This window comes from Nonomuraea sp. NPDC004186, assembly GCF_053603495.1.
Window position 1 is genome coordinate 37,859 of sequence record NZ_JBSGFQ010000054.1, and the last position, 24,628, is coordinate 62,486.

The following is a 24,628-nucleotide window of genomic DNA, read 5'->3' on the forward strand; positions in this document are numbered from 1 at the left end:
TCTCATGAGGCCGTACAGGTCACCGGTGACGGGACGCCGTTCTGGCCGTTCCAGTTGGCGACGAAGCCGAACGTGGTGCTCGCTCCGGCCCCGAGGGTCCCGTTCCAGTTGAGGTTCGTCACGGTGACGGTGCCGCTGCCCGAGAGGTTGCCGTTCCAGAGCTGCGTGATCGACTGCCCGTTCGGGAACGTCCAGCCGACCTTCCAGCCGGCGATGGTGGCCGAGCCCGTGTTCTTCACGGTGACCTCACCCTGGAAGCTGCCCTGCCACTGGCTCGTCACCTTGTACGTCGCCGCGCAGCCCGCGGGGCCGGTGGTCGGCGTCACGGTGGGGGTGACCGTGGGCGTCACGGTCGGGCCGACGGTGGGCGGCGGGGCGGCGACGGCCAGGTCGTAGGCCCGCTGCGGCACGAACTGTCCCGCGCTCGCGATGCACCCGTCCGCCTCGCCGGGCGGCTTGACCCAGAGGTAGGCGTCGACGGCCGAGTCACCCGTGTTCGTGGTGCTCCAGATGCCCGTGGCGCGGCCCGCCGGGTCGCACCACTCGCTGCCCTGCGGCCCGTTGCCGTTGCGGCTGGTGTCGACGACCGCCTTCAGCCTGGACACGCCGGTCGCCGCGATGATGCTCTTCGCGTACGACACCAGGCCCGAGGTGGCGCGGTAGTTGGAGGTGTTGACGGCGATGCCGTCGGCGCTGTTGGCCACGTCCGCGCCGGTCAGCCTGGACGCGGCCTCCGAGGCGGACAGCCAGGCATCGTGTCCGATGTCGAAATAGACCTTGACCTGCGACGACGTCCCCTTGAACTTCTTCCCGGCGTACGCCATGGACGCCTTGACCTCGGCCTGCTGCGAGGCGTTCATGCAGTTCGTCATGATCGCCAGCGCGTCCGGCTCCAGCACGATCGTGGCGGGCCGGCCGCCGAGACCGGCCGCGATCTGGTCGATCCAGGCCCGGTACGACGCGTGGTCCGGCGCGCCGCCCGCGCTCGCGCCGCCGCAGTCGCGGTTCGGCATGTCGTACACGACCATGATCGGGATCTTGCCCGCCGAGGCGGCGGCGCCGACGTACGCGTCGACCTGGCTGCGCACGGTGGCGGGGTTGTACGTGGCGAACCACCGGCCCTGGGGCACGGCGGCGATCCGGTCCCTGATCACCTGGGTGCGGCTGTCGTTGGGATTCGCGGCGACCCATTTGGCCGCGTTCGTCTGCGGATCCACGTAGAAAGCGGAGTCGGCGGCCTCGGCGGTGGACGAGGACAGGACGATCGCCCCCGCCGCGGCCATGGCGGCCGCCGAGAGGAGCACCGCCAGGACGGGCCTTCTGCGAGACATGAAATTCACTCCGTCCGTCATGTGGGAGCGCTCCCACCAGCTCCTCGGATCGTAGGTAACCGTCAGTGCCCGCTCAAAGACATCCGATCGCTGCCATCCACGTCTTCCCAGGCCAGAACCTTGACAGGGGGTGAAACTTTCAGCGCAGACAGGCCTCGAAGACCGCGGTCAGGCGATCGACGTCGGCCGGGCTGGGCGCCTCGGGGCCGAGGCGGCGGCGCATGGCGCCGATGCCGAGGAAGACCGCCGTGGCCATGCGGGCCCTGGCGTGGGCGTCCGGGCCGCCCAGTTGCTCCTCGAGCGGGTCGAGCAGCGCCGTGATCAGGCGCTCGCGGGCCACGGCCTGGATATCCGGATCGCCGGCGGAGCGTTCGAGGGTGCGCAGGATCGGGCTCTCCGGCGGGTGCTCCATGCGCTCGGCCGCATATTCCGCCAGGCGGCGCGGCAGGCTCCCGCGGTCGCCGCCGAACAGGTCCCTTATGGTCGGCTCCCCGTCCAGGACCGCGCCGAAGAGGCCGGCCTTGGAGCCGAAGTAGCGGCCGACCAGGGCGATGTTGGCGTCCGCGGCAGCGGCGATCATGCGAACGGTCACGCGTTCGTACCCCTGCTCGCCGAAGAGCGTGCGGGCCGCACGAAGGATCCGCTCGCGAGTGGCCTCGCGGTCGCGGGGCCTCGCCTCAGACACCTGAGCATCCACACACCGAACTCTACTGAACGCACCCCCACTTGCCGCGCGGCTAGTAAACGGGCGTATACTCAAGTTCGCAAAACTGTAGTAAGGGGATGATGAAGCCTTGGTGGCGCATGCTCAGGCCGCAGCCCCCGCGAGGCGGCAGTACACCCACCGCGAAATCCTCGAGGTCATGTCCGGGCTGATGCTCGCCATGCTCACGTCGATGATCTCGACCTCGGTGGTGGGCACGGCGCTGCCGACGATCGTGGGTGAGCTGGGCGGTCAGGACCAGTACTCATGGGTCGCCTCCGCGACCATGCTGACCATGACGGTGTCCACGCCGTTGTGGGGCAAGCTGTCCGACGTGTTCGGGCGGAAACTGCTCTTCCAGACCGCGCTCGGGCTGTTCGTCGCGGCCTCGCTGGTGGCCGGTCTGTCGCAGAACATGGGGCAGCTCATCGCGGCGCGGGCCGTACAGGGCCTTGGTGTGGGTGGTCTGTCGGCACTCGCGCAGGTGATCCTGGGCGACATCGTGTCCCCCCGCGAGCGTGGCCGCTACTCCGGCTACATGGGGGCGGTCTTCGGGATCTCCACGGTCGCGGGCCCGCTGCTCGGCGGGTTCCTGGTGGACACCGACTGGCTCGGCTGGCGCTGGTGCTTCTACGTCGTGGTGCCGTTCGCCCTGGTGTCCTTCATCGTGATCCAGAAGGTCCTGAAACTGCCGAAGATCAAGCGGAGCACCTCGATCGACATCTGGGGCGCGACGACGATCACGGCCAGCGCGAGCGCGCTCATGCTGCTGCTGACGCTGGGCGGCGTCGAGTTCGAGTGGAACTCGATCTGGACGTACTTCCTGGCGGCGCTCAGCCTGCTGATGCTGGCCCTGGCGGTGCTGTCGGAGCGGACCGCGCGCAACCCGATCCTGCCGCCGCGGCTGTTCCGCAACCGTACGTTCGTGCTCACCGGCCTCGCCTCGCTGTTCGTCGGCATGGCGATGTTCGGCGCGATGATCTACCTGCCGCAGTACCTGCAGATCGTCAAGGGCCTCAGCCCGACCGAGTCCGGCCTGATGACGCTGCCCATGGTGCTGGCGCTGTTCCTGGCCGGCGTGATCTCCGGGAAGATCGTCACCCAGACGGGCCGGTGGAAGATCTTCCCGGTCGTGGGCCTGCTGGTCGTGGCGGTCGGGCTGTTCCTGCTGTCCCGGCTGCACGTGGACTCCAGCGAATGGCTCATCGGCTTCGACGTGGCGGTGCTGGGCACCGGGCTCGGCCTGTCCATGCAGATGCTCATCCTGGCCGCCCAGAACGGCTCCGAACTGCGTGACATGGCCTCCACCACGTCCGGCGTGTCGTTCTTCCGCTCGCTGGGCGGCGCCGTCGGCGTGGCGGCCTTCGGCGCGATCCTGACGAACCGCCTCAAGGACGAGATAGCCGACATGCTCAGGGCCGCGCACATCGCGCTGCCCGGCGGCTCGAACGTCAAGCTCGGCAGCCCGAGCGCCATCCAGCAGTTGCCCACGCCGATCAAGAACATCGTGCTGGAGGCGTTCACCAGGGGCCTGGAGACGGTGTTCATGGTGGGCGTGCCCATCGCGCTGCTCGGGTTCGTGGCGACGATCTTCCTCAAGGAGCTGCCGCTGCGCGGCTCCTCGACGCCGGCTGCCGCGGCGCCGGCGCCGCTGAACAAGGACGACCTGGTCCTGGCCGGGCTGCTGCTCGAGCTGATCGCCCAGCGCGTCGAGCGGGCCAACGGCCAACCGTCCGCCCTGCTCACCGCGGTCGCCAAGATGGCGCCACCGGACGACCGCCCGGAACGCGAGCGGGCCCGGTCCGTCGCCAAGAACGTGCTGCGGCCGACCTCGCGAGCCCTCATCGCGCAGGCCGCACCCCCGCAGAAAGACCTCGTATCAGGAGGAATCTCACAGTGATTCGCAAGTTCGTGGGCGCCGTCGCGGCCGCCCTGGCCGTCCTGGCCGGGCTGTGGCTGATGATCGCCCCCTTCGCCCTGGGCTCCCAGCCGGAGGACGCCGACTGGACGAACACCACCCAGTCGGAGTTCTTCACCGGCCTCGGCGTGGCCGTCGTGGGGCTCATCGGCGCGATCTGCTTCGTGCTGGCCATCCACGAGGAGCTCGTCGTACGGGGCCTCGTGGCCGTCCGGCAGCGGCAGCCCGAGCCGGAGCCGGAGCCCGTGCCGGTCGCGCCCCAGGCGTCGTCCGCCGAGCTGGCGAGCCTGCTGGCCCCCCTCGTCGAGGCGCTGCGCGAGGACATGAACAACTCGGGTGAGCACCGCCGTAACGGCAAGGCTTCCCTGGTCGGAGTGGAGGACAACCGATGAAGGCCAAGCTGGGCGTCTCCGCCCTCGTCCTGCTGTTCCTCGGTGGCCTGTGGCTGGTCGCCGCGCCGTTCGCGGTCGGCTACCAGGGCAGGGGCGCGGCCTACGTCGACGCGACGGTCAACGATCTGTGGCTCGGGGGTTCGATCGCCGCGGTCTCGTTCGTGGCCCTGGTGATCTACGCGGCCGACGCCCTGCGCGAGCTGGCCCTCCGCGACGTGCTGATTGCCGAGCACCGCTCGGGAAGCCGTGATGGACGTCCTCGCTCCGCTGCGGCTCCATCACGGCACGCCGACAGCTAAGACGAGACGTGCCGTGTTCGGCGGTGACACAGACCCCGGACGGGAGCCACTGACCGGCAGGCTCCCGGCCGGGCAGTTCGAGATCGGCAAGGACGGTGCCGGCCTGCTCGTGGTGGGCTTCGACGGATCGGGCCCGAGCCGCAACGCGCTCGCGTACGCGGCCGGGCTCGCCCGGCGGGACAACGCGGCGCTGCTCATCGCCTTCGTGGAATCCCTCAACAGCGCCGCGCTGTGGTTCTTCGCCGGGTCGCCGATCATTCCCGACGCGGCGGCCGACCTGACCGAAGATCTGCGGGACGAGCTGAGAGGCGCGGGCGTTCCGTGGCAGTTCGTCAGCATGCGCGGTGACGCGGCGCGCGAACTGGAGACGCTGGCCAGCTCATACATGGCCGACGCCATCGTGGTGGGGCGCTCGCGTTCCTCCTGGCACGGCTCGGTGGCGGTCGGGCTGGCGAAACGGGCTCGCCGTACTGTGCTGATAGTGCCCTGAGCTGGTGGGACGTCGCATATGGTGGCGAGATGAAACGTGCTGCCGCCATGGCGTTCGTGGTGCTCGCGTCCGTTTCGTGCGGGACGAGCAAGCCTGCCGCCACCGGTTCCGTCCCTCAGGAGACCGCTCCCGCTTTCGAGAGCCTCGACTCGCCCACGCCCTCGCCGTCGCCCACCACGGGCGCGCCCGGCTCGACCGCCCCGCCGGCCTTCAGCGCCAAGATCTCGCGGCTCTCCCGCGAGCAGCTCCCGTACTCGTGGCGACCCGGCTGCCCGGTCCACTACCGCGACCTGCGGCTGGTCACGATGACGTACTGGGGCTTCGACGACAAGCCGCACACCGGGCAGCTGGTGGTGAACAAGGCGGTCACCGACGACATCGTGACGGTCTTCAAGAAGCTGTACGGCTGGCGCTGGCCGATCGAGCGGATGAAGCTGGTGGACGCGTACAAGGGTGACGACTTCGACTCGATCGAGGCCAACAACACCTCGGCCTTCAATTGCCGCCAAGCGACCGGGTCCACTCATTGGTCCAAGCACGCCTACGGGCAAGCGATAGACGTCAATCCCATCCAGAACCCATATGTCACCGCAAGTGGTAGCACAGCGCACCAAGCATCCAAAAAGTTCACAAAACGCCCCATGAAGGGAAAGGGCGTAATAAATCCTGGCGACAAGGTAGTTAAGGCCTTTGACCAGGTTGGTTGGGAGTGGGGCGGCTACTGGTCAGGAGCCAAGGACCTGCAGCATTTCAGCAAGGGCGGAGGCTGAGAGAATCTCCCATGGCGGCTAAGGACGGCGACGGCTGGATCGAATGCTCCCAAGGCCACAGGCACTGGGGGCTGCACGGCGCCTCGGGGCTGCTCGTCGTCCACCATGACGAGCTCGGCACGCCGTACGTGCTCATGCAGAAACGCTCCTGGTGGAGCCACCACGGCGGCACCTGGGGGCTGCCGGGCGGGGCCCGCGACAGCCACGAGGACGCTGTCGCCTCCGCGCTGCGGGAGGCCCGCGAGGAGGCGGCGCTCGCCGGCGACGGGCTACGGGTGCAGGGCGTCTACCGCGACGATCACGGCGGGTGGGCGTTCGAGACGGTGATCGCCGCGTCGCCCGAGCTGCTGGCCGCCGCACCCGCCAACGCGGAGAGCAGCGAGATGCGCTGGCTCCCGCTGCCGAAGGTGACCGACCGGAAGCTGCATCCCGGCTTCGCCGCCACCTGGGACGACATCCAGGGGGAGATCAGGCCGGAGACCCTCGTGCTCGACGTGGCCAACATCGTGGGCGCGCGGGCCGAGCACGGCTGGTGGCGCGACCGGCTCGGCGCGGCGACCCGGCTGCTGGAGGCCGTGTCGCGGCTCAGGCTCACGCATCCGGTGCTGGCGCAGTGGTATCCGCGCGTCGTGGCGGTCGTGGAGGGCGCCGCCAGGAGCGCGCCGGAGCCGCCGGGGGTTCAGGTGGTGGCGGCCACCGGGAGCGGCGACGACGCGATTGTCGACGTGGTGCGCCAGGCCAAGCCGTGGGAACGGGTGCTCGTCGTCACCGCGGACCGGGGGCTGAAGGAACGCGTGCACGAGCTGGGCGCCGAGACCGTGGGCCCGAAGTGGCTGCTCTCGCAGCTGGCCGACTGACCTCCCTCAGGTCCTCAGCGACTGACCTGCTCTCAGCGTTCCGCGGCGAGTACGGCGTCAGCGTTCCACGGCGAGCACGGCGTCGAAGGCGGCCTTCAGGCCCGTCACGTCGAGCACGCGCTGAAGCACGCCGTGGACTCCGACCAGGCGTAACCTACCGGCTTGGGCGGTAACCCGGCGCTGGTGCTCCACGAGCACCCACAGGCCGCTGGAGTCGCAGAACTCCAGCGCCTTCGCGTCGATGTCGACCCGCACGAGCCCTTCGGCGAGGAGCCTGCCCAGACACTCCTTGAGCTGCGGCGCGGTGAGCTTGTCCAGATCTCCGTCGAGGCGGACGAGCGCTGCCGATCGGCCGCGCTCCACCTCGACGTTGAGATCCGCCACCTCCTGAACGTACACCCCTGTCACCGCAGCCGCTATCGTGGTTTCCGCACAGGAGGGTTCGCATAGTGGACGAGTGCAGCCGCCTTGAAAGCGGCCAGGTCAGCGATGGCCTCGTGGGTTCGAATCCCACACCCTCCGCTCGCTCCCCTCATTCGCGGATGCCCGCGAACCCGTCGCCCACGCAGGCGGCGAGCTGCAGGTAGGCGTCCCTGGTCGGCTCCTGCAGCCGGTCGAGGTCGATCTCCGCGCCCTCCTCCAGATGCGGGTCGTACGGCACCCGGACCACCGCGCGGCACCTGGCGGCGAAGTGGGCCTCCAGCTTCTTGATGTCCACCGCCGACTTCGAGCGCGGCCGCACGCTGCACAGCACCACGGTCGCGTTCTTCACCAGGTCGCCGTAGTGGTGGGCCTCCAGCCAGTCGAGCGTCGCGGAGGCCGCCCTGGCGCCGTCCACGGACGGGGAGCTGACCAGCACGATCTGGTCGGCCAGCCCGAGCACGCCGCCCATCGCGGAATGGAGCAGGCCGGTGCCGCAGTCGGTGATGCAGATCGAGTAGAAGTTCTCCAGCACCTGGGAGACGGCCTGGTAGTCGGCGCCGCTGAACGCCTCGGACACCGACGGGTCGCGGTCGGAGGCGAGCACCTCCAGCCGTGAGGGCGCCTGCGACGTGAACGCCCTGATGTCCACGTAGCGCTTGACCTGGTCACGCTCGTTGAGCAGGTCACGCACGGTGGCCGAGGTCTCCAGGACGAGCTTGTCGGACAGGGTGCCGCGGTCGGGGTTGGCGTCCACGGCGATGACCCGGTCGCCGCGGACCTGGGCCAGGGTGGCGCCGAGACCGACCGTGGTCGTGGTCTTGCCCACGCCGCCCTTCAGGCTCAGCACGGCCACGCGGTGGTGGCCGGCGGTGACCGGGGTGCGGGCCCTGCTCACCAGCTGGCGGCGACGACGGACCTCCGGGGGTTCGCCCGGCTTGATCCAGCCTCCCGACGCCTTGTAGATCAGGCGGCGCCAGCCCTTGGAGGGGGCGTTACGCCGTCCGCGTAGCAGGGACTCCGGGTCGAGGCTGTCGGCGGTCGGACGGCCGGTGATCGGCGGCCTGGGCGATGCGGTGAACACGGGGATCGGGGCAGGGCGGCGCCGCCGCTCCGCGGGCGGAGGGATCTCGCGCTCCGCGGGACGCCACTCGTGCTGCTCGGTCCACTGCGGGGGCTCCTCCTGCTGAGCCGGATCCGACCAGGAGGGCCGCTCCTGCGGGGCCGGCTCGGACCGTTCCTGCTGGGCCGGCTCCGACCACGAGGACCGCTCCTGCGGGGCGGGCTCGGACCACGAGGACCGTTCCTGCGGAGTCGGCTCCGACCACGAAGGCCGCTCCTCACGCCGCTCCTCAGGCTCCGCGGGCTCGGCCTTCGGCCACGACGGCTCCGCGTCCTTCGGCCATGACAGCTCGGCGTCCGTCGACCACGACGGCTCCGCGTTCTTCACCCACGGCGGCTCCGTGTGCTCGCCCTTGGGCCACGACGGCTCCGCGGGTTCGTCCTTCGGCCACGCGGGCTCGGCGCGCTCGTCCGCCGGCCGCTCCTGGGGCTCGGCTTCCTGCGTGGCGGCCGGCTCCGCCCACTTGGGCGGCTGGATCGTCGGGAGGGTGTCGAACGGCTCCGACCACTGCGGGCGCTCGGTCTTCGGAGAGGTTTCCTCGGAGGCGGACTCGTCGTCCTTCTCCGTGGCAGGCTCGGCTTCCGCTCGGGCGCTCTCCTTCTCCGGCTCCTCGCGGGGCGGCTCAGGCGCCCGGGCCCACTCGGGCACGGACGACCAGGACGTGTCCTGTGTCTCCTGATCCGATGGCTCCGGCGGCCCCGACGGCTCGGGCGGGGTGAACGACAGCGCGTACGTGTCGGTGTCGTCGGGCCGCGGCAGCGGCTTCAACGGAGCGTGGAACGGATCCTCTTCGCGCGGGGCGCTCGGTGGGGCGGCCGGGGGCTCCTTCGTGGCCGCGCTGGCCGTGCCGAGCCACTCCGCGGCCTCCATCTCACCGTCGGGCAGGTCCTCGGCCGCCGCAGCGCCGTACACGGAGTCGACGGCCGCGCGGAACAGCGGCGGCGTCGGCGTGTCGGGCTGCGTGGGGACCATCCGCCACGGGTCCTGGGGGTACGGCGAGGCGACCGACTCGTCGGCAGCCGCGGTCGAGGCGCTCACAGAGACGGGGGCCTCCTCCGTCTCCTTGATCGCGTCGAGCCACGCCAGCTGCTCCTCGAGCGATTCCTCTCGATCGTGTCTTGCCACCGTGTTCCCCCTCGGGTGGGTCTAAAGGGGCAGCAAATACCTTGCAGATTAACGCCATGGGCAACCACACAGCTCGGCAACCCACAACTTCTTTGCCCGGCTACCGTAGTTCGCATGCGAGCCATTGAGATCGCCGAGCCGGGCGGACCAGAGGTACTTCAGTGGCGTGAGGTGCCGGATCCCCGGGTCGAGCGGGGAGAGGTCCTCATCGACGTGACCGCTTCGGCGGTCAATCGGGCCGATGTCCTGCAGCGGCAGGGGTTCTACGCACCTCCGCCCGGCGCGTCGCCGTACCCGGGGCTGGAGGTCTCCGGCGTGGTGGCCGAGGTCGGCGCGGACGTCGAGCAGTTCAAGCCTGGTGACCAGGTGTGCGCGCTGCTCGCGGGCGGCGGTTACGCTGAGCGCGTAGCCGTTCCGTGGGAGCAGGTCATGCCGGTGCCGGACGGCGTGCCGCTGGAGGAGGCCGCCGGGCTGCCGGAAGTGGCGTGCACGGTGTGGTCCAACGTCTTCATGGTCGGGCGGCTGCGCAGGGGCGAGACGCTGCTGGTGCACGGCGGGGCCAGCGGGATCGGCACGTTCGCCGTGCAGCTCGCCAAGGCACTCGGCTCGCAGGTCGTCGCGACGGTCGGCTCGGCGGCCAAGGGCGAGCGGGTCAGGGAGCTGGGCGCGGATGAGGTCATCAACTACCGCGAGGAAGACTTCGCCGACAAAGTACGCGCGGACGTCATCCTCGACATCATGGGCGCCAAATACCTTGCCGGAAACGTCCGGGCGCTCCGCACCGGCGGCCGACTGGTGATCATCGGGCTGCAGGGCGGCGTCAAGGGCGAGATCGACCTGGGGGCCCTGCTCGCCAAGCGCGCCTCCGTGCACGCGACCGCGCTCCGCTCACGTCCGGTGGACGAGAAGGGGGCAATCGTCCGTAGTGTTGTGGACAACGTCTGGCCCCTGGTCAGCGCCGGGGCCGTGCGTCCTGTGGTGCACGCGAAACTACCGATGTCCGAGGCCGCCGAAGCCCACCGATTGTTGGATTCGGGGGAGCACGTCGGCAAGATCCTGCTAGTACGGTGAGTGTTATGAATGCTGAGGACAACAACACCCCTCACATCGTGGTGGTGGGCCCTGACTTCCAAGGTCAGGGCGATAGTGGCGAAGAGGATCGATCGGTCACCAACCTGGTCGAGCAGCCCGCCAAGGTGATGCGCATCGGCAGCATGATCCGGCAGCTCCTCGACGAGGTCCGGGCCGCGCCCCTCGACGAGGCCAGCCGCAAGCGGCTGAAGGACATCCACGCGTCCTCGATCAAGGAGCTCGAGGACGGCCTGGCTCCTGAGCTGGTCGACGAGTTGGAGCGGCTGTCCCTTCCGTTCACGGAGGAGAACGGCGCGCCGCCGAGCGAGGCGGAGCTGCGCATCGCGCACGCCCAGTTGGTCGGCTGGCTCGAAGGGTTGTTCCACGGCATCCAGACCACGCTGTTCGCGCAGCAGATGGCCGCGCGTGCCCAGCTGGAGCAGATGCGCAGGGCGCTTCCCGGAGTGCCTCAGGGGGACGACCAGCACCGCCCGCCCGGCGGCTCCGGCCCCTACCTGTAACGGGCGCGAGCGCCTGCTCCGGGCAGCCGCCGGCTATCCGTAGAGCCGCTCGATCACCTGAGCGACGCCGTCGTCGTCGTTGGCCGCGGTCACGTGGTCGACGGCCGCGAGCACGTCCGGATGTGCGTTCGCGACCGCGTACGACGTGCCTGCCCAGCCCAGCATGGGCAGGTCGTTCGGCATGTCACCGAACGCGATCACCTCCGAGGGCTTGATCTCGTGCTGCCCGGCCAGCGCCGCCAGCGCCGTGGCCTTCGTCACACCCTGGGCGCTCATCTCGATCAGGCCCCTCGGGCTGGAGTGGGTCGCGGTCACCAGATGCCCCACCAACCCCTCGACGGTGGCCTGCAGCTCGTCCGCGTCCATTCCGGGGTGCAGGGCCAGCAGCTTGGCGCACGGACGCGCCGTTACCGAGTCGACGCGTGCCGTTAGGGCCCCCCTGTCCAGGCCACCCAGGAGGAATTCTGACTCATGCGCAAAACCCGCTTCATACTCGACCGAAAATACGAGATCGGACACGTTCGCTCTTAGCTGATCCACGACTTCCTCGAGTACATCGACCGTGATCAGGTGAGATTCCACTATCTGTTCGGTATGGAGATCGTAGATCAGTGCCCCGTTCGCACAGATTGCGAGCCCACGGTGACGTACGGCACCCGCGACCCCGCCCATCCACCGGGGCGGACGCCCCGTCACGAACACGAGCACAGCACCGGATTCCTCGACTTTGCCGAAGGCTGCCACTGTGCGGGGAGACACGGTTCCGTCAGTACGCAACGCGGTGCCATCGAGGTCGGTGGCCACAAGACGGGGCGCGGGAAGGCTCTGCATAACAGGTTCCAGTTTGCCGGGTGATGCCGCCTGACAGAAATCTTCGTTGGTACGGGAACACCAACGCGCCAGAATGGTGTTAGATGTGATGGCGTTGTATTAGCTGATCCCGTAGTGAAAACCAGCATGACTTTGTCTGAGCCACCCCGGGTGCTTGCTGTACGACACACCGGGACCCACGAGGTGTGGGTCCCATAGATTCACATCCTGAGGGAGAGCTTTTATGGCTCAGGGAACCGTCAAGTGGTTCAACGCCGAGAAGGGCTTCGGCTTCATCGCCCCGGACGGCGGTGCGCCGGACGTGTTCGTGCACTTCTCCGAGATTCAAGGCAGTGGCTACCGCAGCCTTGAAGACGGTCAGCGGGTCGAGTTCGAGATCACGCAGGGCCAGAAGGGGCCGCAGGCCTCCCAGGTCCGCGCCATCTGACCTTGTAGCAGCGAGACAGGCCGGGGTTCGCTTCCAGCGGGCCTCGGTCTTTTGCTTGTTCCGGGTTGGTCACGGCCGCGAACCTTCTGGGCTTCGCGGCCATCCACCCCTACATGAGGTACGCCTGGTTATGTCACCCCGTGACCGTTGCCGGGGTGTTCGTGCTCTTCATCAACGACCACCTGCTCAAGCAGGCCTGGCCCGGGCCGCTCACGGGCAAGCTCAGCGACGTGGCGGGGCTGGTCGTCGCCCCCGCGCTGGTGGCCCTGCTCTTCTGGCGGCGGGCCGATCTGGCGGCCACCGTGCTGACCGGGGTGCTCTTCACGCTCGTGAAAACCACGGAGACGGGCGCTGAGCTGGCTTCCCATGCCTGGACCCTTGTGGCGGGCCCATCGCGCGTCCTGGCCGATCCCACGGACCTCCTCGCCCTGCCCGCGCTCGCCCTGGCCTGGTGGGTACGCCGCCGCAGCCTGGAGTCGTACTCCGCGCGCTGGCGCGTGATCGTCACGATGCCGCTGGCCGTACTGGCGGTGACGGCCACATCGGCTGCGCCCGTGCCCCGCGCCAGCTCTGTCAATGTGGACGGGGACTCGATCGTCGTCCACGTGCAGGACGGCCTCACCCAGATCTCCGACGACGGCGGGGTCACCTGGGAGGAGGACGGCGGTGCGTGGGAGAGCAGGCCGCTGCAGAGCGCCGCCTGCGTGCCCCGGCAGCCGACGCGGTGCTACCAGGTGGTACCCGACCGGGTGGCCGTCGAGCAGTCCGACGACGGCGGCAAGACCTGGGGCCCCTCATGGGCGCTCACCGCGGACGACCGCGAACGACTCGCCCGGCGGCACCCGTCCAGGGCCGAACAGCACTCGATGGCACTGGCCGTGCAGGCCCGTCCGGGCGGGCACGTCGTGGTCGTCGCGAACGGCGTGGACGGGATCCTGGTCCGCGACGTGTCCGGCGAGTGGCGACACGTCGGCTTGCCCGGCTCGCCGGAACCCGCCGCGGCCGACCTGTCGCCGGAGCGCAACGTGGCGATCTTCCTGGCGGTGTGCATGCTGTTCGGCGGCGCCGCAGCGGGGTTGCAGCGCTACCAGCGCGCGTACATCGGATTCGCCGCGGCCGCCAGCCTCGGTCTCTTCACCGCGCTCAGCAGCCCCGATCCGTTCTTCGCCGGCGAGTACGCGGCGGGCCTGATCCTGTTCGGCGTGCTCGCGACCGTGGTGGGCGCGGTGGTGTGCCTCGTGCTGGCGGGCGCCGGCCGGGCTCGGCCCACGCCCGCGGCCGTAGGGGTGCTGGCGGCCCCGCTCGTCTACCTGACCGTCTACACGCCCTTCTACGGCTGGTCGGAGGGCACCCCGGGCCCGTACTGGGTCGCCGTCGCCCTGGCCGTGCTGCTGACCGGCCTGGTCGTGCTCGGGGGCGCCGTCCTCATCAGGAACGACGCCCGCCGCGCTTACTTGGACGGCTCCAGCACGTCGAGGCCCACGTAGGGCCGCAGCGCCTCGGGAACCACCACGGAGCCGTCGGCCTGCTGGTGGTTCTCCAGGATGGCCACGATCCACCGGGTCGTGGCCAGCGTGCCGTTGAGCGTGGCCAGGTGCCGCGGCTTGCCGTCCTTGTCGCGGTAGCGGACGGCGAGCCGGCGGGCCTGGAACTCCGTGCAGTTGGAGGTCGAGGTCAGCTCGCGGTAGCGGCCCTGGGTCGGGATCCACGCCTCGCAGTCGAACTTGCGGGCCGCCGACATGCCGAGGTCCCCCGCCGCCGTGTCGATGATCCGGTACGGAACCTCGATCTTGGCCATCATCTCCTTCTCCCAGGCGAGCAGGCGAAGGTGCTCCTCGTGGGCGTCCTCAGGGCGCACGTACGAGAACATCTCGACCTTGTCGAACTGGTGGACGCGGATGATGCCCCTGGTGTCCTTGCCGTACGAGCCGGCCTCGCGGCGGAAGCACGACGACCAGCCCGCGTAGCGCAGCGGCAGGTCGCCGCCGTCGAGGATCTCCTGGGCGTGGTAGCCGGCCAGCGCGACCTCCGAGGTGCCGACCAGGTAGAGGTCGTCCTCGGGGAGGCGGTAGATCTCCTTGTCGTGGGCCACGTGGAAGCCGGTGCCCTGCATGGTCTCCGGCTTGACGAGCACCGGCGTGATCATCGGGGTGAACCCGGCCTCGATGGCCTGCTGCATGGCCATGTTGAGCAGGCCGAGCTGCAGGCGGGCGCCGACGCCCTTGAGGAAGAAGAACCGCGAGCCGGACACCTTGGCGCCCCGCTCCATGTCGATGGCGCCGAGCGCCTCGCCGAGCTCCAGATGGTCCTTGGGCTCGAAGTCGAACTGGCGCGGCTCGCCATGGGTCTCGAGGACCACGTAGTCGTCCTCGCCGCCCTCGGGCGCGCCCTCCTCGACGATGTTGGGCACCGCCTGGACGAGCTCGTCGAGCTCGCCCGTCAGCTTCTCCGCCTCGGCCTCGGCGGCCTTGACCTGGCTCGCGAGGTCCTTGGCCCGCTGGAGCAGCGCGGCCTTCTCCTCGCCCTGCGCCTTGGAGACCGACTTGCCCATGCTCTTCTGCTCGGCGCGCAGAGACTCGAACGAGGTCAGCGCGGATCGGCGGCGCTCGTCCAGGTCGAGCAGCGTGTCGACGACGGAGTCGTCCTCACCGCGGGCACGCTGCGACGCCCGTAGCCGGTCGGGATCCTCACGAAGGGTACGCAGGTCAATCACAAGCCAAAGGCTACCGGCGCTGGGCAGCAGCCCGCCCCAGTATTACCGCGTACACGCGGACCCGATCGGTCGTCGCCTCGGACCTGACCCGCGCGTACACGCCGACTCGGTCCGCCGTGGCCTCAGACCTGACCCGCGCGGACCCGGGCGAGCCAGCCGCCCGCCTCGGCGAACTCGGGATCCGACGTGCCCCGCTTGATCTGCGGCGCGATGCCGTCGGCGCGCGGGTAGCTGCCGAGGAAACGCACCTCGCCGCAGATGCGGTGGAGCCCGGCGAGGGCCTCCCCGACCCGGGCGTCGGCCACGTGTCCCTCGAAGTCGAAGTGGAAGAAGTAGCGTCCGATGCCGTCACCGGTCGGCCGCGACTCGATGCGCGTCAGGTTGACCCCGCGTACGGAGAACTCCGTCAGCATCTCCAGCAGCGCGCCCGGGTGGTCGTCGGCGAGGAAGACGACCAGCGTGGTGCGGTCGGAGCCGGTCGGCTCGGGCAGCTGACCGGGCCGGGCCACCCGCACGAACCTGGTCACGGTGTCGGACCTGTCGCCGATGTCCGTGGCCAGCTCCACCAGCCCGTAGTGCTCGCCGGCGATGCGGGCGGCGATGGCGGCGTCGTACGGCGAGCCGGGCAGCGAGACCTCCTGGGCCGCCGCCGCGGTCGACGGCGCGGCCACCACGACGGCGTCGGGCAGCTCGCGCGCGATGAAGGCGCGGCACTGGGTGATGGCCGCGGGATGCGTGTAGACCCGCTTGATGTGGGGGATCTCGGTGCCGGGCCGGGCCAGCAGCGAGAACTGCACCGGCAGCAGCAGCTCGGCCGTGATCAGCAACGGCTCGCCCCACGCGAACTCGTCGAGCGTCGTGGTGATCGCGCCCTCGATGGAGTTCTCCAGCGGCACGACGGCGCCGTCGGCCTCGCCGCTGCGGGCGGCGTTGAGCGCGGCGGGCACGTTGGCGCAGGGCAGGCGCTCGGCCGTGGGGTCGAGGAGCCGCAGGGCCTCTTCGGTGAAGGTGCCTTCCGGTCCGAGATAGGCGAGTCTGGGCATGCATCCAGAGTATCCGCAGGTGGGCGCGCCGCGCGCCTCTTTCACCCAGGGAACTGCCCGCCTACGGCGGCCCGGCTGCTCAACGAGCACGATGCCCCCGGCCCGCGACATTCCGGCCTACAGCGGGCCCGACGCCCGGGACAGGATCATCGGCCCGAGCCCCAGCCTGGCCGCCCGCACCGCCTCCTCCTCTTCGGGCGACAGCGGCTCCCGCCCTTTCCCGCCGACCACGGGCCGCACGTACGTACGGGTCTCGCTGCGCCCGTTGATCGAGGTCAGCACGATGCCGTCGCCCAGCCCGTTGATCATCGCCACCGAGAACGACAGCCGCCCGGTCATCTCGGAGAGCGCGTCGTACCGGCAGACGGCCACGTCCCTGATGGCCTTGAGATCGCCCATGCCCTCGCTGGTCTGCCGGGCGAGCATCCGCTGGCAGTCCTCCACCGCCGCTCTGGCCTGCCGGAGCGACAGATACCCGACGAACACGCCGCTGACCCCGGCGACGACGCCCACGATGACCCATGTGGTAACGAGCACGGCACAGAGGGTAATGGCTCGGTCATGCGATCTGACGCCGTTTCGGCAACCAGGACACCAACAACCACACGAGGACCAGCGCGCCCAGCCCGAACCCGTTCTGGACGATCTTCCCCAGCACCAGGCTGACCCCCGGGATGTCGGCCGCCTTCAACGAGACGCCCCACCAGGGGATCGGCAGCACGTAATAGAGCCACACGCCCGCCGCCACCCGCAGCCTGACCGGATCGCGCCCGTCGCCCACGATCGCGCCGAGCACCACGACCACCCACGCGAGGTGGTGGATCCAGGCGACGGGAGAGAGCAGCACGGCCATGAGCCCGACGAGGGCGACCGCGGTGAGCTGGTCATTCGCCCGGTACGCCGCCCGCGCGCCGCGGAACCCGTACCACCCGACCACGGCCACGATCACCAGCCAGATCGCGTACGTCGCCGTCTCGGGCAGGTAGAGCCGGATCAGCATGCCGCGGATCGACTGGTTGGTGGTGCCCGCGTTCGAGCCGAGGCGGTTGGGATCGAGCAGTGCCGAGAACCAGAACTGCGACGCGTCCCGCGGGATCACCGCGAACGGCAGCAGCGTGAGCACCGCCGTCGTGAACGCCGCCATGAAGAACGTCCGCCACTGCCGCGTGACCAGCAGGTGGATCAGGAAGACGCCCGGGGTGAGCTTCACGGCCGTGGCCAGCCCGATCAGGAACCCCCGCGGCCACCAGGGCCGCTTGACCACGCAGTCGGCCAGGCACAACGCGACCAGCAGAATGTCCACCTGCCCGAAACGCACCTGGTCCCTGATCGGCATCAGGTACGTGCAGGCCACCATGAGCAGCGCGAACACCCAGGGCACGTACTTCCGGAGCGCCTGTCTGAACGACAGCCACACGGTCACGGCCAGCGCCGCGAATATCCCGGCCGTCCAGACCCACTGGGCCGTCCCCCACGACATCTCGGCCAGCGCCACCGCCAGCATCGCCGCGACGGGCGGATACGTGAACGGCAACAGCTGCGGGGCGGGTGTGACATAGTCGTACACCGGCCGGCCCTCGAGCAGCATCTGGCCCCCGGTACGGTAAACGTCCAGGTCGACCAGCCGCTGGTCATCCGGATTGGTGAGCCACACGACCACCAGGGGCGCCACGGCCGCCGCGACCACGAGCACCACGACCGCCCACGCCCACCACTGCCGCCGTACCACTCGCACCTCGCCACTTGTCACGATGTGGCACGTTACCGTGGCTGTTGTTGATCGAGGGCAAACAATGGGGGTCCGTACATGCCACACGCCACGCCCAATTGGGACGGCGCCGACCCCACCCCTGCCCCCAGCACCAGCGGGCTGACGCCCACGCGCACAGCCGATGGCACCGCCCCCCGGCCCAGATCAGAACACCCCATCGCGGCACCACATCAAACCCCGGCCACCCACGCCGCTGCCAGGCCCACGCCCGCGCGCGCCTCCGCCAGGTCGGTGCTCCAGCCCGCCTCCAAGGCAGGAGCACCCAAGCGCACCCATGCGAGCAGGCGCACTCTCGGCACCCTCGTCCTCACCCTCGGCCTGGCCGCCGCAACCTGCCTCTCGCTGGCCCCATTTCCGGCCTCCGCCGCCGCCGCGACATCCCCCGGCACGTCCGCAAGCCCATCCACCACCGCTGCACGGCAGCACCAGCAGTCCGCCCAAGTGCTCGATCAAGCCCACGTAGCCCTCATCGGCGTGCCCGGCCTCGAATGGAGCGACCTCAACCCGTCCCGGACCCCCCACCTGTGGTCCCTCCTCGGCCAGGGCGCCTCCGCCTCCCTCTCCACGCGAGCCGTACCACCCCCGGACCGCGGCATCACCTGCCCCACAGCGGGCTGGCTGACCATCTCAGCAGGCCAGCGAGCCGGTACGGCAGGCAAGGGCTGCCTCCAACCCCCCACCCCCCAGCTCACCGGGGAAGCGGCCAAGATCCCGGACTGGCCCGCCCTGAGCGCGTACCAGTCCGAAACCGGGTTCGACGCCCAACTCGGCACGCTGGGCCAGCTGGTAACGGACAACGGAGGCAAGGTCGCCGCCATCGGCCCAGGCGCTGCACTGGCCGGAGCCGACAAGTCCGGAAATATCGCCAAATACGCCCCCACCCTTGACGCCGCCGGCGACCTGACCCCGTACAACCTGATCGTCATGGAAGCCGCCGACCTGGCAACCGCCTGGACCGCGCAGCCATTGGACGAGTACGGCGTCCCCACCCCGCTGCCGGCCGCGGCCCGCCAGGCGGCCGCGACCAAGGCGGACCAGCAGATCGGCGCCCTGATCGCCAAACTGTCCCCCAACGCCACCACCCTCGTGGCCGGCATCTCGGACGTGTCCCCCATCGCCCACCTCCACGTGGCGATCGCCAAGGGCCCGTCGCCGAACGGCCGACCGTACGACCACGGCTACCTCACGGCCACTTCCACCCGCCAGGACGCCCTGGTCACCATCACCGACCTCACCGCCACCGCCATCCAGCTCCTGGGCCTCCCCGCCCCACGCCAAGTGGTCGGCCGCCCCTGGCAACCCAACGGCCCGACCGCCGCCACACCGGCCGAAACGGTGGCCGAACTGGCGGACGGGGACCTGGCGAGCCAGGTGCTCCGGGAGGTACGCGGCCCGTTCTTCGCCGTCCTCGTGACGGTCCAGCTCCTCTTCTACGCCTTCGCCGCCCTGGCCCTCCGCCGCCGCCGAGACACCACTTCCCCCACCCCTCCCGGCACCAGGCCCCCCTCCACCGAAGCCCTATCCACCAACCTCCCACCCACCGAACCCTCGCCCAGCGCCTCCTCGATCACCGACCCCTCAGCCACCGAACCTCCATCCGCGAAATCCCCATCCGCCGCCGAACACCCATCCACGTCACCCTCCGCCACCAACCTCCCGCCCACCGGGCCCTCGTCCGCCGAACACCCATCCAGCGAGCCCTCGCCTACTGCGCAGGAAGGCACCTCAGCCCCCGGCGCCCCGGGCGGCGATTTCGCGAGCAGCTCCAAGCTCCTCAAATCCGTCCAGATCGTCGCGGTGATCAGCGGAGCCATCCCCGTCTCCACATTCCTGGCCCAACTGGTGCCCTGGTGGACCCTGCCCGTACCGATGCTGTCGGTGATCGTGACGATCGTGGCCATCGCCGGACTGATCACCGCCCTGGCCTTCGCCGGTCCGTGGCGGGCGCACGTGCTGGGCCCGCTCACCGTGGTCGCCGCCGTCACCTCCCTCGCGCTCCTCATCGACGTCATGACCGGCTCCAAGCTCCAGGTGAACGCGGTAACCGGCTACGAGCCCGTGACCGGAGGCCGCTTCTACGGCTTCAGCAACATCGCCTTCGCCGTCTACGCCACAGGCACCATCCTCGGACTCGCAGGCGTGGCGCAGTGGTTGCTCAGCAGAGGCGTGTCCAGGGTCGTGGTCGTGACAGCTTGCGCCCTGTACGGGGGACTTGCGGTCTTCGCGGATGGATGGCCTTCGTGGGGAGCTGACTTCGGCGGTGTGCCGGCGTTCGTGATCGGCTTGGCGGTCTTCCTCATTCTGCTTTCCGGCAAACGCGTATCGCTGTTGAGACTCCTGCTCGTCGGCCTCGTGGGGGCCGCGTTCGTGGGCGCCCTCTCGGTGTTCGACTGGCTGCGCCCCGACTCCCAGCGCACCCACCTGGGCAACTTCGTCCAGCAGATCATCGACGGCCAGGCGTGGACCGTCGTCGGGCGCAAGTTCAGCGCCATGATCGGCGTAACCGTCGGGAACTGGTCACTGACCCTCCTCTCCCTGGTCGCGCTGGCCTTCTTGTTCCTGATACTCGACCGGCCCTCGCGATGGGGCGCCTCCGCCCTCGGCCAGGCCTACCGCCTGGCCCCCACCCTCCGAGCCGGCCTGTTCGGCGCCCTCACGTGCGCCTTCGTCGGCTTCCTCATGAACGACTCCGGCATTGCCATCCCCGCCATGGCCCTGACGGTGGCCGTTCCCCTGACCCTGGCCGCCTGCGTCCGTGCCCTCCAGCTCACCACCGTCCCTATGGAGTGAGCATGAGTGGCACACGCTCAGCCGAACGCTCCGAACGGTGCTGAGCGTTCTGGTCACCCGCATACCCACCGCGCCCAGGCAGCACAAATCGCATACGTGGCCCGGGCTCCGTGACCCGGGCTCCGTGACCCGGGCTCCGTGACCCGGGCTCCGTGACCCGTGGCCCGTGACCCGTGGCCCGTGATCCGGGGTCCGGGGCCCGGGGCCCGGGGCCCGGGGTCCGTGGTCCGGGGCCCGTGATCCGGGGCCCGTGGCCCGTGATCCGGGGTCCGTGGTCCGTGGCCCGTGGCCCGGGGCCCGGGGTCCGTGGTCCGGGGAAACGGGGTCGGGTCCCTCACTCTCGCAGGTGTCCGGTCCGGCCTGGACGGCCGGATGCCCCTGCCCGTCGCTCCCGGTGAGCAGGGGGCGGTGGCGTCCGACGCCGGACCGGGTGCCCCTGGGCCCGTCTGCCGATCACCACGGCGGCTACCAGCACCAGCGCCGGCCTTACGATCCGCCCACCCGACACACGCCGGCAACGAGGGTCAGCCAGTAGGCAACGGCGTCCAGCAGACGCCAACCACCAGCACCCAAGCCCCACCCGGCCGACGGCAACGATCAGCGCTCACCCTGCGACGCGCCGCGCCTGAGCCGACACCGATGGGAGGCGCTCGCGTCTGGCAGTTCGCCACGCCCATAGGACCAATGCCACCGTCAGGGCCAGCAGCACCCACGCGAGTTGGGGCCGGACCACCTCTCTGAGCCAGTCGAGATCCTCTGGCTGCCCGTTCACTCTGGCCGGGAGGTATGCCAACGACAGGACCAGCAGGTGGGCGACCACGAACCTGTCCACTGCGGAGGCCGCCACCAGCGCCAGCAATCCGAGGGCCAGTCCGTCGTACCAGGGCAGGATGTACGGCGTGGCGAATACGTAGGCGACCATCAGCCCGGCCGCCACGACCGGTGCTTCAAGCCCGCCGTTGCCGTGCAGCGCTGTCCAGCGGTTCGACCAGCGACCTGCGCCGTTACTCGTCCCACCTTTCGCGTCGTTGCTCGTCCCACTCCCTGGGTCGTTGCTCGTCCCACTCCCTGGGCCGGTACTTGTCCCAGTTCCTGGGCCGGTACTCGGTCCACTTCCTGGGTCGTTACTCGGTCCGCTCCATGGGGCGTCACTCACCCGGCTCGTCGGGTGGTGGCTCACTCCGCTCGAGGTGGCATTGCCTGGTCCACCTGCCGGTGGGTGGGTCACTGCGCTCGATGTGGCGCTGCTTGGCTCGCTGGCTGCCCGGTAGCTCGTTGTGGAGGTCGTGTGGTGGCCAGGTCCGTTCGATGGGAGGGGGGTTGCCTCGTTGCTCGGGGTGGGTGCTGGGGGGAGGCCGGGTTGGCGGGAGCGGGAGGCCAGGCGGAGCAGGAACCAGGCGAGGAGTGCGAGCACCAGGAGTGAGCCGATCTGGATCTCTCCTCGGTAGGCGCTGCCTGTGCCCACGATGGACTGAAGCCAGCCCTGGACGAGCTTCCAGAACGAGGCGTGGGAGATCGACTTGCTGGTGCGCGTCATCGGGGCGATCGCTTCCGGGCCGACGATCGCGTACCCGATGACCACTACCGCGAGTGCGCAGGCCGCCATGAGGGCCAGGCGGGCAGGGCGGCGTCTTAGTTCCCAGGCGGGGCCGAGGGCCACGAGGCCGGCATTGACCTTGATCGCCACTCCCAGCCCGAGCAGGGCCCCGGATCCTGTGGGGCGGCTTCTGGTCAGGAGGGCGGCGACCATGCAGGCGATGGCGAGGGTGTCCACGTGCATTCCTGCCACCAGCTGGTAGAGCAGGAGGGGGTTGGCCGTCCACAGGAGTGCGGCGCGCAGGCGTCTGGTCGGGTCGTCTCTGGTGAAACGGTCGATGAGCAGGCCCGTCGCTATGAACGCGGCGGCGTTGAACAGGGCCAGCACGAATATCGTCAGGCGGAGGGAGTCGCCGCCGATCCAGCTCGCCACCGCTTGTACGGCCGTGGCCACCGGGCCGTACACGCTCGGCTCTTCGCGCCAGGGCTCCTCGACCGCGTCCGCGATGGGGTCGCCCGGCAGGTCCACCGCGCCATGGGTGTACGGGCTGAGGCCCAGTGTCACCATGCGGCCGTAGGCGGCGTAGTTGAGGTGGTCGCCGGAGCCGGATGGCGGTAGGAACGCCAGGATTGCGGCGGCTGCGCAGCCGATTAGGACGAGGAGGCGGGCGTTCGGCAGCCTCCATAGCTTGCCCGACAGTGCCCCACGCGGTGCATTTGTCCCCGTCGCGTCGGTCCCGGGCCCGGCTGTCCCCGGCGCAGGGGGGTGCGGCACGTCGGTCCCCGTCATGTCGGTCAGAGGACCGGCTGCTCCCGGCGCAGGTGGCTGCGGCTCATCGGGTTGCGTCGGAGTTGGTTGTGGGGAGGTGGTGTGGTCCGGGCCGGTGGGCGGTGGGGTGGTTGTGGGTGTGGCTGGGGTGTCTGGGGCGGCTGTAGGTGGGGTGGGTGTGGGTGGGGTGGCTGTGGGTGGGTGGGGCAGTCTTGGGGGGCGGGTCAGGGTGAGGGCGGTCAGGAGGCCGAGGCCGCCCAGGGTGATCGTGGCGGCGGCGAAGGCGATCACCAGGTAAGGGTTGGGGTGGACGTCGAGAGAGTACGGCGGCTGCCAGCTGGGACCGGTCAGCGCGGGCACCATCGGGGATGGGCCGAGGAGGCCTATGGTGATCGTCAGCAGGATCGAGGCGCCGATCGCCGCCGTGGCCAGCCCGGCGAGCCGGCCCCGTGCCTTTTCGTGCCGCTTCTCCGAAGTCACCGGCAAATTCCAGCACACTCGCGAGGGGGCTTCGGCCGGACGGGACCTTCCTGTGGATAAGCGGGATCAGGCTGCGGGTCCCTGTGGAGGGAAAGGCCGCCGCCCTGGCCCGAGGAGGGAAAACGGCTTTGTGGTCGTCCCCAGGTGTGGAGATGGTCAGCGATTGGGGCGGACTTTGTTGAGGTTTTGGGCGATTAGCGGCTCTCGCGTGGCTAGCGCAAGGGCCACGTCCCGGAGTTGGATCGCTCGATGGAGCTGGGCTCGCCAGTCCGTCCCCGTGGCACGGTGGGCCATGTCGACCTCGACCTCCACGATCCGGTACCCCTTGTGGAGCAGGTCGATCGTCAGCGCCGTCTCCACCCCGAACCCGTGCGCCAGCGGACGGGCCGCCTCGAAAGCGGCTCTGGTGAGGCAGCGCTGGCCGTTGAGCGGCTGGGCGGGTTCGAAGCCGGTGGCGCGGCGGATGCCTTCCTTCGACAGGCGTACGACCAGGCCGTGGCCGCCCAGCTTCACCCTGGTCGTGAAGACCGCGATGGTCATGTCGGCCTTGCCCGCGCGTACGGGCTCGATGAGGGGTGCGGCGGCGTGAGCCGTCTCGCCCAGGTCGGCGTCGAGGAAGAGCAGGTGGCGGGGGGTGGCATCCTCGTCGAGGAGACGGACGGCCTCTGCGCCGGTCTCCATCGCGGCGGCCTTGCCCCTGTTGCGGCTGTGGCGCACCACCCTGGCGCCGGCCGCGCGGGCCACCCTGCCGGTCTGGTCCCGCGAGCCGTCGTCCACGACCACGACCAGGTCCACGCCTGGCAGGGCCGCGGCAGCCGTGACGGTGGCCGCGATGCGGTCGGCTTCGTTGGCGGCCGGGATGATGACCGCTGTGTCGCCGCTGCTGCTCACCGAGCGCCACCTCCGCACACGACGCTTCCGTTTCTCCTCAGCCGAGCGCCGGGGCCGGGAACGACGTCCGGGCCGTAGCCGGCGACTCGACCCGGGCCGTGACTCGCGACCCGACTCGGGCCGTTATTGCCACCGTAGCCGACGTTCCAGCCACGGTCGGTACGGCAGCGGCAGCACGGCACGTTGTGAGGCGGTTGCAACGTGCCGCGCATGGTGGCATTCACCGCCACCGTCGCCATCTCGTGCAGGGCGGCTGTTTGCGAGGCCGCGTGCAGGGCCTCGTGCCGGAGCGCATGCACGACCTCAGGCAGGGCCTCATGCAGAGGCGGGAGTGCTGCCACGAGTGACGTCCCATGC

The 24,628-nt window shown here is 70.0% G+C and carries 22 protein-coding genes and 1 tRNA gene; 12 read left to right on the plus strand and 11 right to left on the minus strand.

Annotated features, from left to right (window positions below):
• Positions 1-2 precede the first annotated feature (2 nt).
• Together ACWEPL_RS35930 and ACWEPL_RS35935 are read right to left on the minus strand one after the other, a co-directional pair.
• A complete protein-coding gene (locus ACWEPL_RS35930) occupies positions 3-1,331 on the minus strand; it encodes a glycoside hydrolase family 6 protein (protein WP_452438848.1) in 1,329 nt (442 codons plus the stop codon).
• Between the two features lie 139 nt (positions 1,332-1,470).
• Entirely contained in the window at positions 1,471-2,016 is a 546-nt protein-coding gene (locus tag ACWEPL_RS35935) for a TetR/AcrR family transcriptional regulator (protein WP_363977382.1), read from the minus strand.
• Between the two features lie 109 nt (positions 2,017-2,125).
• Between ACWEPL_RS35935 and ACWEPL_RS35940 the strand changes: the two genes are divergently transcribed.
• Genes ACWEPL_RS35940 through ACWEPL_RS35965 form a run of 6 tightly spaced genes read left to right on the plus strand, consistent with a single transcriptional unit; the run spans position 2,126 to position 6,760 of the window.
• A complete protein-coding gene (locus tag ACWEPL_RS35940) occupies positions 2,126-3,934 on the plus strand; it encodes an MDR family MFS transporter (protein WP_452438849.1) in 1,809 nt (602 codons plus the stop codon).
• Positions 3,931-4,344 (plus strand): hypothetical protein, encoded by a 414-nt coding sequence (locus ACWEPL_RS35945; RefSeq protein ID WP_350732449.1) that lies wholly within the window; start codon positions 3,931-3,933, stop codon positions 4,342-4,344. Before ACWEPL_RS35940 ends, ACWEPL_RS35945 begins: the two co-directional genes overlap by 4 nt.
• On the plus strand, positions 4,341-4,643 hold the full coding sequence (locus tag ACWEPL_RS35950; protein WP_363977390.1) for a hypothetical protein: 303 nt from the start codon (positions 4,341-4,343) through the stop codon (positions 4,641-4,643). The genes ACWEPL_RS35945 and ACWEPL_RS35950 overlap by 4 nt, the downstream gene beginning before the upstream one ends.
• A gap of 13 nt (positions 4,644-4,656) precedes the next feature.
• Complete coding sequence (locus ACWEPL_RS35955; RefSeq protein WP_355203098.1) at positions 4,657-5,133, plus strand: universal stress protein; 477 nt, start codon at positions 4,657-4,659, stop codon at positions 5,131-5,133.
• Between the two features lie 47 nt (positions 5,134-5,180).
• Positions 5,181-5,903 (plus strand): M15 family metallopeptidase, encoded by a 723-nt coding sequence (locus tag ACWEPL_RS35960; protein WP_452438850.1) that lies wholly within the window; start codon positions 5,181-5,183, stop codon positions 5,901-5,903.
• An 11-nt stretch (positions 5,904-5,914) separates the two neighbouring features.
• Positions 5,915-6,760 carry an NUDIX hydrolase gene (locus ACWEPL_RS35965; protein WP_363977396.1) on the plus strand — a complete coding sequence of 282 codons (846 nt, stop codon included), beginning with the start codon at positions 5,915-5,917 and terminating at the stop codon, positions 6,758-6,760.
• A gap of 57 nt (positions 6,761-6,817) precedes the next feature.
• On the opposite strand, the gene ACWEPL_RS35970 is transcribed toward ACWEPL_RS35965, so the two are convergent.
• Complete coding sequence (locus tag ACWEPL_RS35970) at positions 6,818-7,144, minus strand: STAS domain-containing protein (RefSeq protein WP_363977399.1); 327 nt, start codon at positions 7,142-7,144, stop codon at positions 6,818-6,820.
• A 51-nt stretch (positions 7,145-7,195) separates the two neighbouring features.
• Between ACWEPL_RS35970 and ACWEPL_RS35975 the strand changes: the two genes are divergently transcribed.
• Positions 7,196-7,282: transfer RNA gene (locus ACWEPL_RS35975), tRNA-Ser, on the plus strand.
• Positions 7,283-7,292: 10 nt separating this feature from the next.
• On the opposite strand, the gene ACWEPL_RS35980 is transcribed toward ACWEPL_RS35975, so the two are convergent.
• The gene (locus tag ACWEPL_RS35980; protein WP_452438851.1) at positions 7,293-9,428 is read right to left on the minus strand and encodes a nucleotide-binding protein; all 2,136 of its coding nucleotides are present in this window, start codon (positions 9,426-9,428) and stop codon (positions 7,293-7,295) included.
• A 114-nt stretch (positions 9,429-9,542) separates the two neighbouring features.
• Between ACWEPL_RS35980 and ACWEPL_RS35985 the strand changes: the two genes are divergently transcribed.
• Together ACWEPL_RS35985 and ACWEPL_RS35990 are read left to right on the plus strand one after the other, a co-directional pair.
• Positions 9,543-10,499 (plus strand): NAD(P)H-quinone oxidoreductase, encoded by a 957-nt coding sequence (locus tag ACWEPL_RS35985; protein ID WP_363977402.1) that lies wholly within the window; start codon positions 9,543-9,545, stop codon positions 10,497-10,499.
• Positions 10,500-10,504: 5 nt separating this feature from the next.
• Positions 10,505-11,020 carry a bacterial proteasome activator family protein gene (locus ACWEPL_RS35990; RefSeq protein ID WP_192789222.1) on the plus strand — a complete coding sequence of 172 codons (516 nt, stop codon included), beginning with the start codon at positions 10,505-10,507 and terminating at the stop codon, positions 11,018-11,020.
• A gap of 33 nt (positions 11,021-11,053) precedes the next feature.
• On the opposite strand, the gene ACWEPL_RS35995 is transcribed toward ACWEPL_RS35990, so the two are convergent.
• The gene (locus ACWEPL_RS35995) at positions 11,054-11,824 is read right to left on the minus strand and encodes an HAD family hydrolase (RefSeq protein WP_452438852.1); all 771 of its coding nucleotides are present in this window, start codon (positions 11,822-11,824) and stop codon (positions 11,054-11,056) included.
• 250 nt (positions 11,825-12,074) lie between these two features.
• Here ACWEPL_RS35995 and ACWEPL_RS36000 point away from each other — a divergent pair, with 250 nt between their 5' ends.
• Both ACWEPL_RS36000 and ACWEPL_RS36005 read left to right on the plus strand, forming a co-directional pair.
• On the plus strand, positions 12,075-12,278 hold the full coding sequence (locus ACWEPL_RS36000) for a cold-shock protein (protein ID WP_093173019.1): 204 nt from the start codon (positions 12,075-12,077) through the stop codon (positions 12,276-12,278).
• Between the two features lie 140 nt (positions 12,279-12,418).
• Positions 12,419-13,765, plus strand: coding sequence for a hypothetical protein (locus ACWEPL_RS36005; protein ID WP_452438853.1), 1,347 nt, complete (start codon positions 12,419-12,421; stop codon positions 13,763-13,765).
• On the opposite strand, the gene serS is transcribed toward ACWEPL_RS36005, so the two are convergent.
• The 4 genes from serS to ACWEPL_RS36025 form a co-directional block, all read right to left on the minus strand.
• Entirely contained in the window at positions 13,729-14,991 is a 1,263-nt protein-coding gene (serS, locus tag ACWEPL_RS36010; protein WP_363977412.1) for a serine--tRNA ligase, read from the minus strand. The two genes, ACWEPL_RS36005 and serS, sit on opposite strands and share 37 nt — an antisense overlap.
• 122 nt (positions 14,992-15,113) lie before the next feature.
• A complete protein-coding gene (gene pheA / locus ACWEPL_RS36015; protein WP_350732429.1) occupies positions 15,114-16,034 on the minus strand; it encodes a prephenate dehydratase in 921 nt (306 codons plus the stop codon).
• Between the two features lie 117 nt (positions 16,035-16,151).
• Positions 16,152-16,571 carry a DUF4446 family protein gene (locus ACWEPL_RS36020; RefSeq protein ID WP_350732427.1) on the minus strand — a complete coding sequence of 140 codons (420 nt, stop codon included), beginning with the start codon at positions 16,569-16,571 and terminating at the stop codon, positions 16,152-16,154.
• A gap of 22 nt (positions 16,572-16,593) precedes the next feature.
• Positions 16,594-17,784 (minus strand): glycosyltransferase 87 family protein, encoded by a 1,191-nt coding sequence (locus ACWEPL_RS36025; protein WP_452438854.1) that lies wholly within the window; start codon positions 17,782-17,784, stop codon positions 16,594-16,596.
• Positions 17,785-18,246: 462 nt separating this feature from the next.
• On the opposite strand from ACWEPL_RS36025, the gene ACWEPL_RS36030 reads away from it, so the two are divergent.
• Positions 18,247-20,595 (plus strand): hypothetical protein, encoded by a 2,349-nt coding sequence (locus tag ACWEPL_RS36030; protein ID WP_452438855.1) that lies wholly within the window; start codon positions 18,247-18,249, stop codon positions 20,593-20,595.
• Positions 20,596-21,199: 604 nt separating this feature from the next.
• On the opposite strand, the gene mptB is transcribed toward ACWEPL_RS36030, so the two are convergent.
• Together mptB and ACWEPL_RS36040 are read right to left on the minus strand one after the other, a co-directional pair.
• Positions 21,200-23,263, minus strand: a complete 2,064-nt coding sequence (mptB, locus tag ACWEPL_RS36035) for a polyprenol phosphomannose-dependent alpha 1,6 mannosyltransferase MptB (protein ID WP_452438864.1) — start codon at positions 23,261-23,263, stop codon at positions 21,200-21,202.
• Positions 23,264-23,536: 273 nt separating this feature from the next.
• Positions 23,537-24,271, minus strand: coding sequence for a glycosyltransferase family 2 protein (locus tag ACWEPL_RS36040; protein ID WP_363977422.1), 735 nt, complete (start codon positions 24,269-24,271; stop codon positions 23,537-23,539).
• Between the last annotated feature and the right edge of the window lie 357 nt (positions 24,272-24,628).

What these genes read in the sequence shown, in the direction of transcription:
- ACWEPL_RS35930 (WP_452438848.1), bottom strand. Translation starts at nt 1,331, where the DNA reads ATGTCTCGCAGAAGGCCCGTCCTGGCGGTGCTCCTCTCGGCGGCCGCC.
- ACWEPL_RS35950 (WP_363977390.1), top strand. Translation starts at nt 4,341, where the DNA reads ATGAAGGCCAAGCTGGGCGTCTCCGCCCTCGTCCTGCTGTTCCTCGGT.
- ACWEPL_RS35960 (WP_452438850.1), top strand. Translation starts at nt 5,181, where the DNA reads ATGGCGTTCGTGGTGCTCGCGTCCGTTTCGTGCGGGACGAGCAAGCCT.
- ACWEPL_RS35965 (WP_363977396.1), top strand. Translation starts at nt 5,915, where the DNA reads ATGGCGGCTAAGGACGGCGACGGCTGGATCGAATGCTCCCAAGGCCAC.
- ACWEPL_RS35985 (WP_363977402.1), top strand. Translation starts at nt 9,543, where the DNA reads ATGCGAGCCATTGAGATCGCCGAGCCGGGCGGACCAGAGGTACTTCAG.
- ACWEPL_RS35990 (WP_192789222.1), top strand. Translation starts at nt 10,505, where the DNA reads ATGAATGCTGAGGACAACAACACCCCTCACATCGTGGTGGTGGGCCCT.
- ACWEPL_RS36000 (WP_093173019.1), top strand. Translation starts at nt 12,075, where the DNA reads ATGGCTCAGGGAACCGTCAAGTGGTTCAACGCCGAGAAGGGCTTCGGC.
- pheA (WP_350732429.1), bottom strand. Translation starts at nt 16,034, where the DNA reads ATGCCCAGACTCGCCTATCTCGGACCGGAAGGCACCTTCACCGAAGAG.
- mptB (WP_452438864.1), bottom strand. Translation starts at nt 23,263, where the DNA reads ATGGTGCCCGCGCTGACCGGTCCCAGCTGGCAGCCGCCGTACTCTCTC.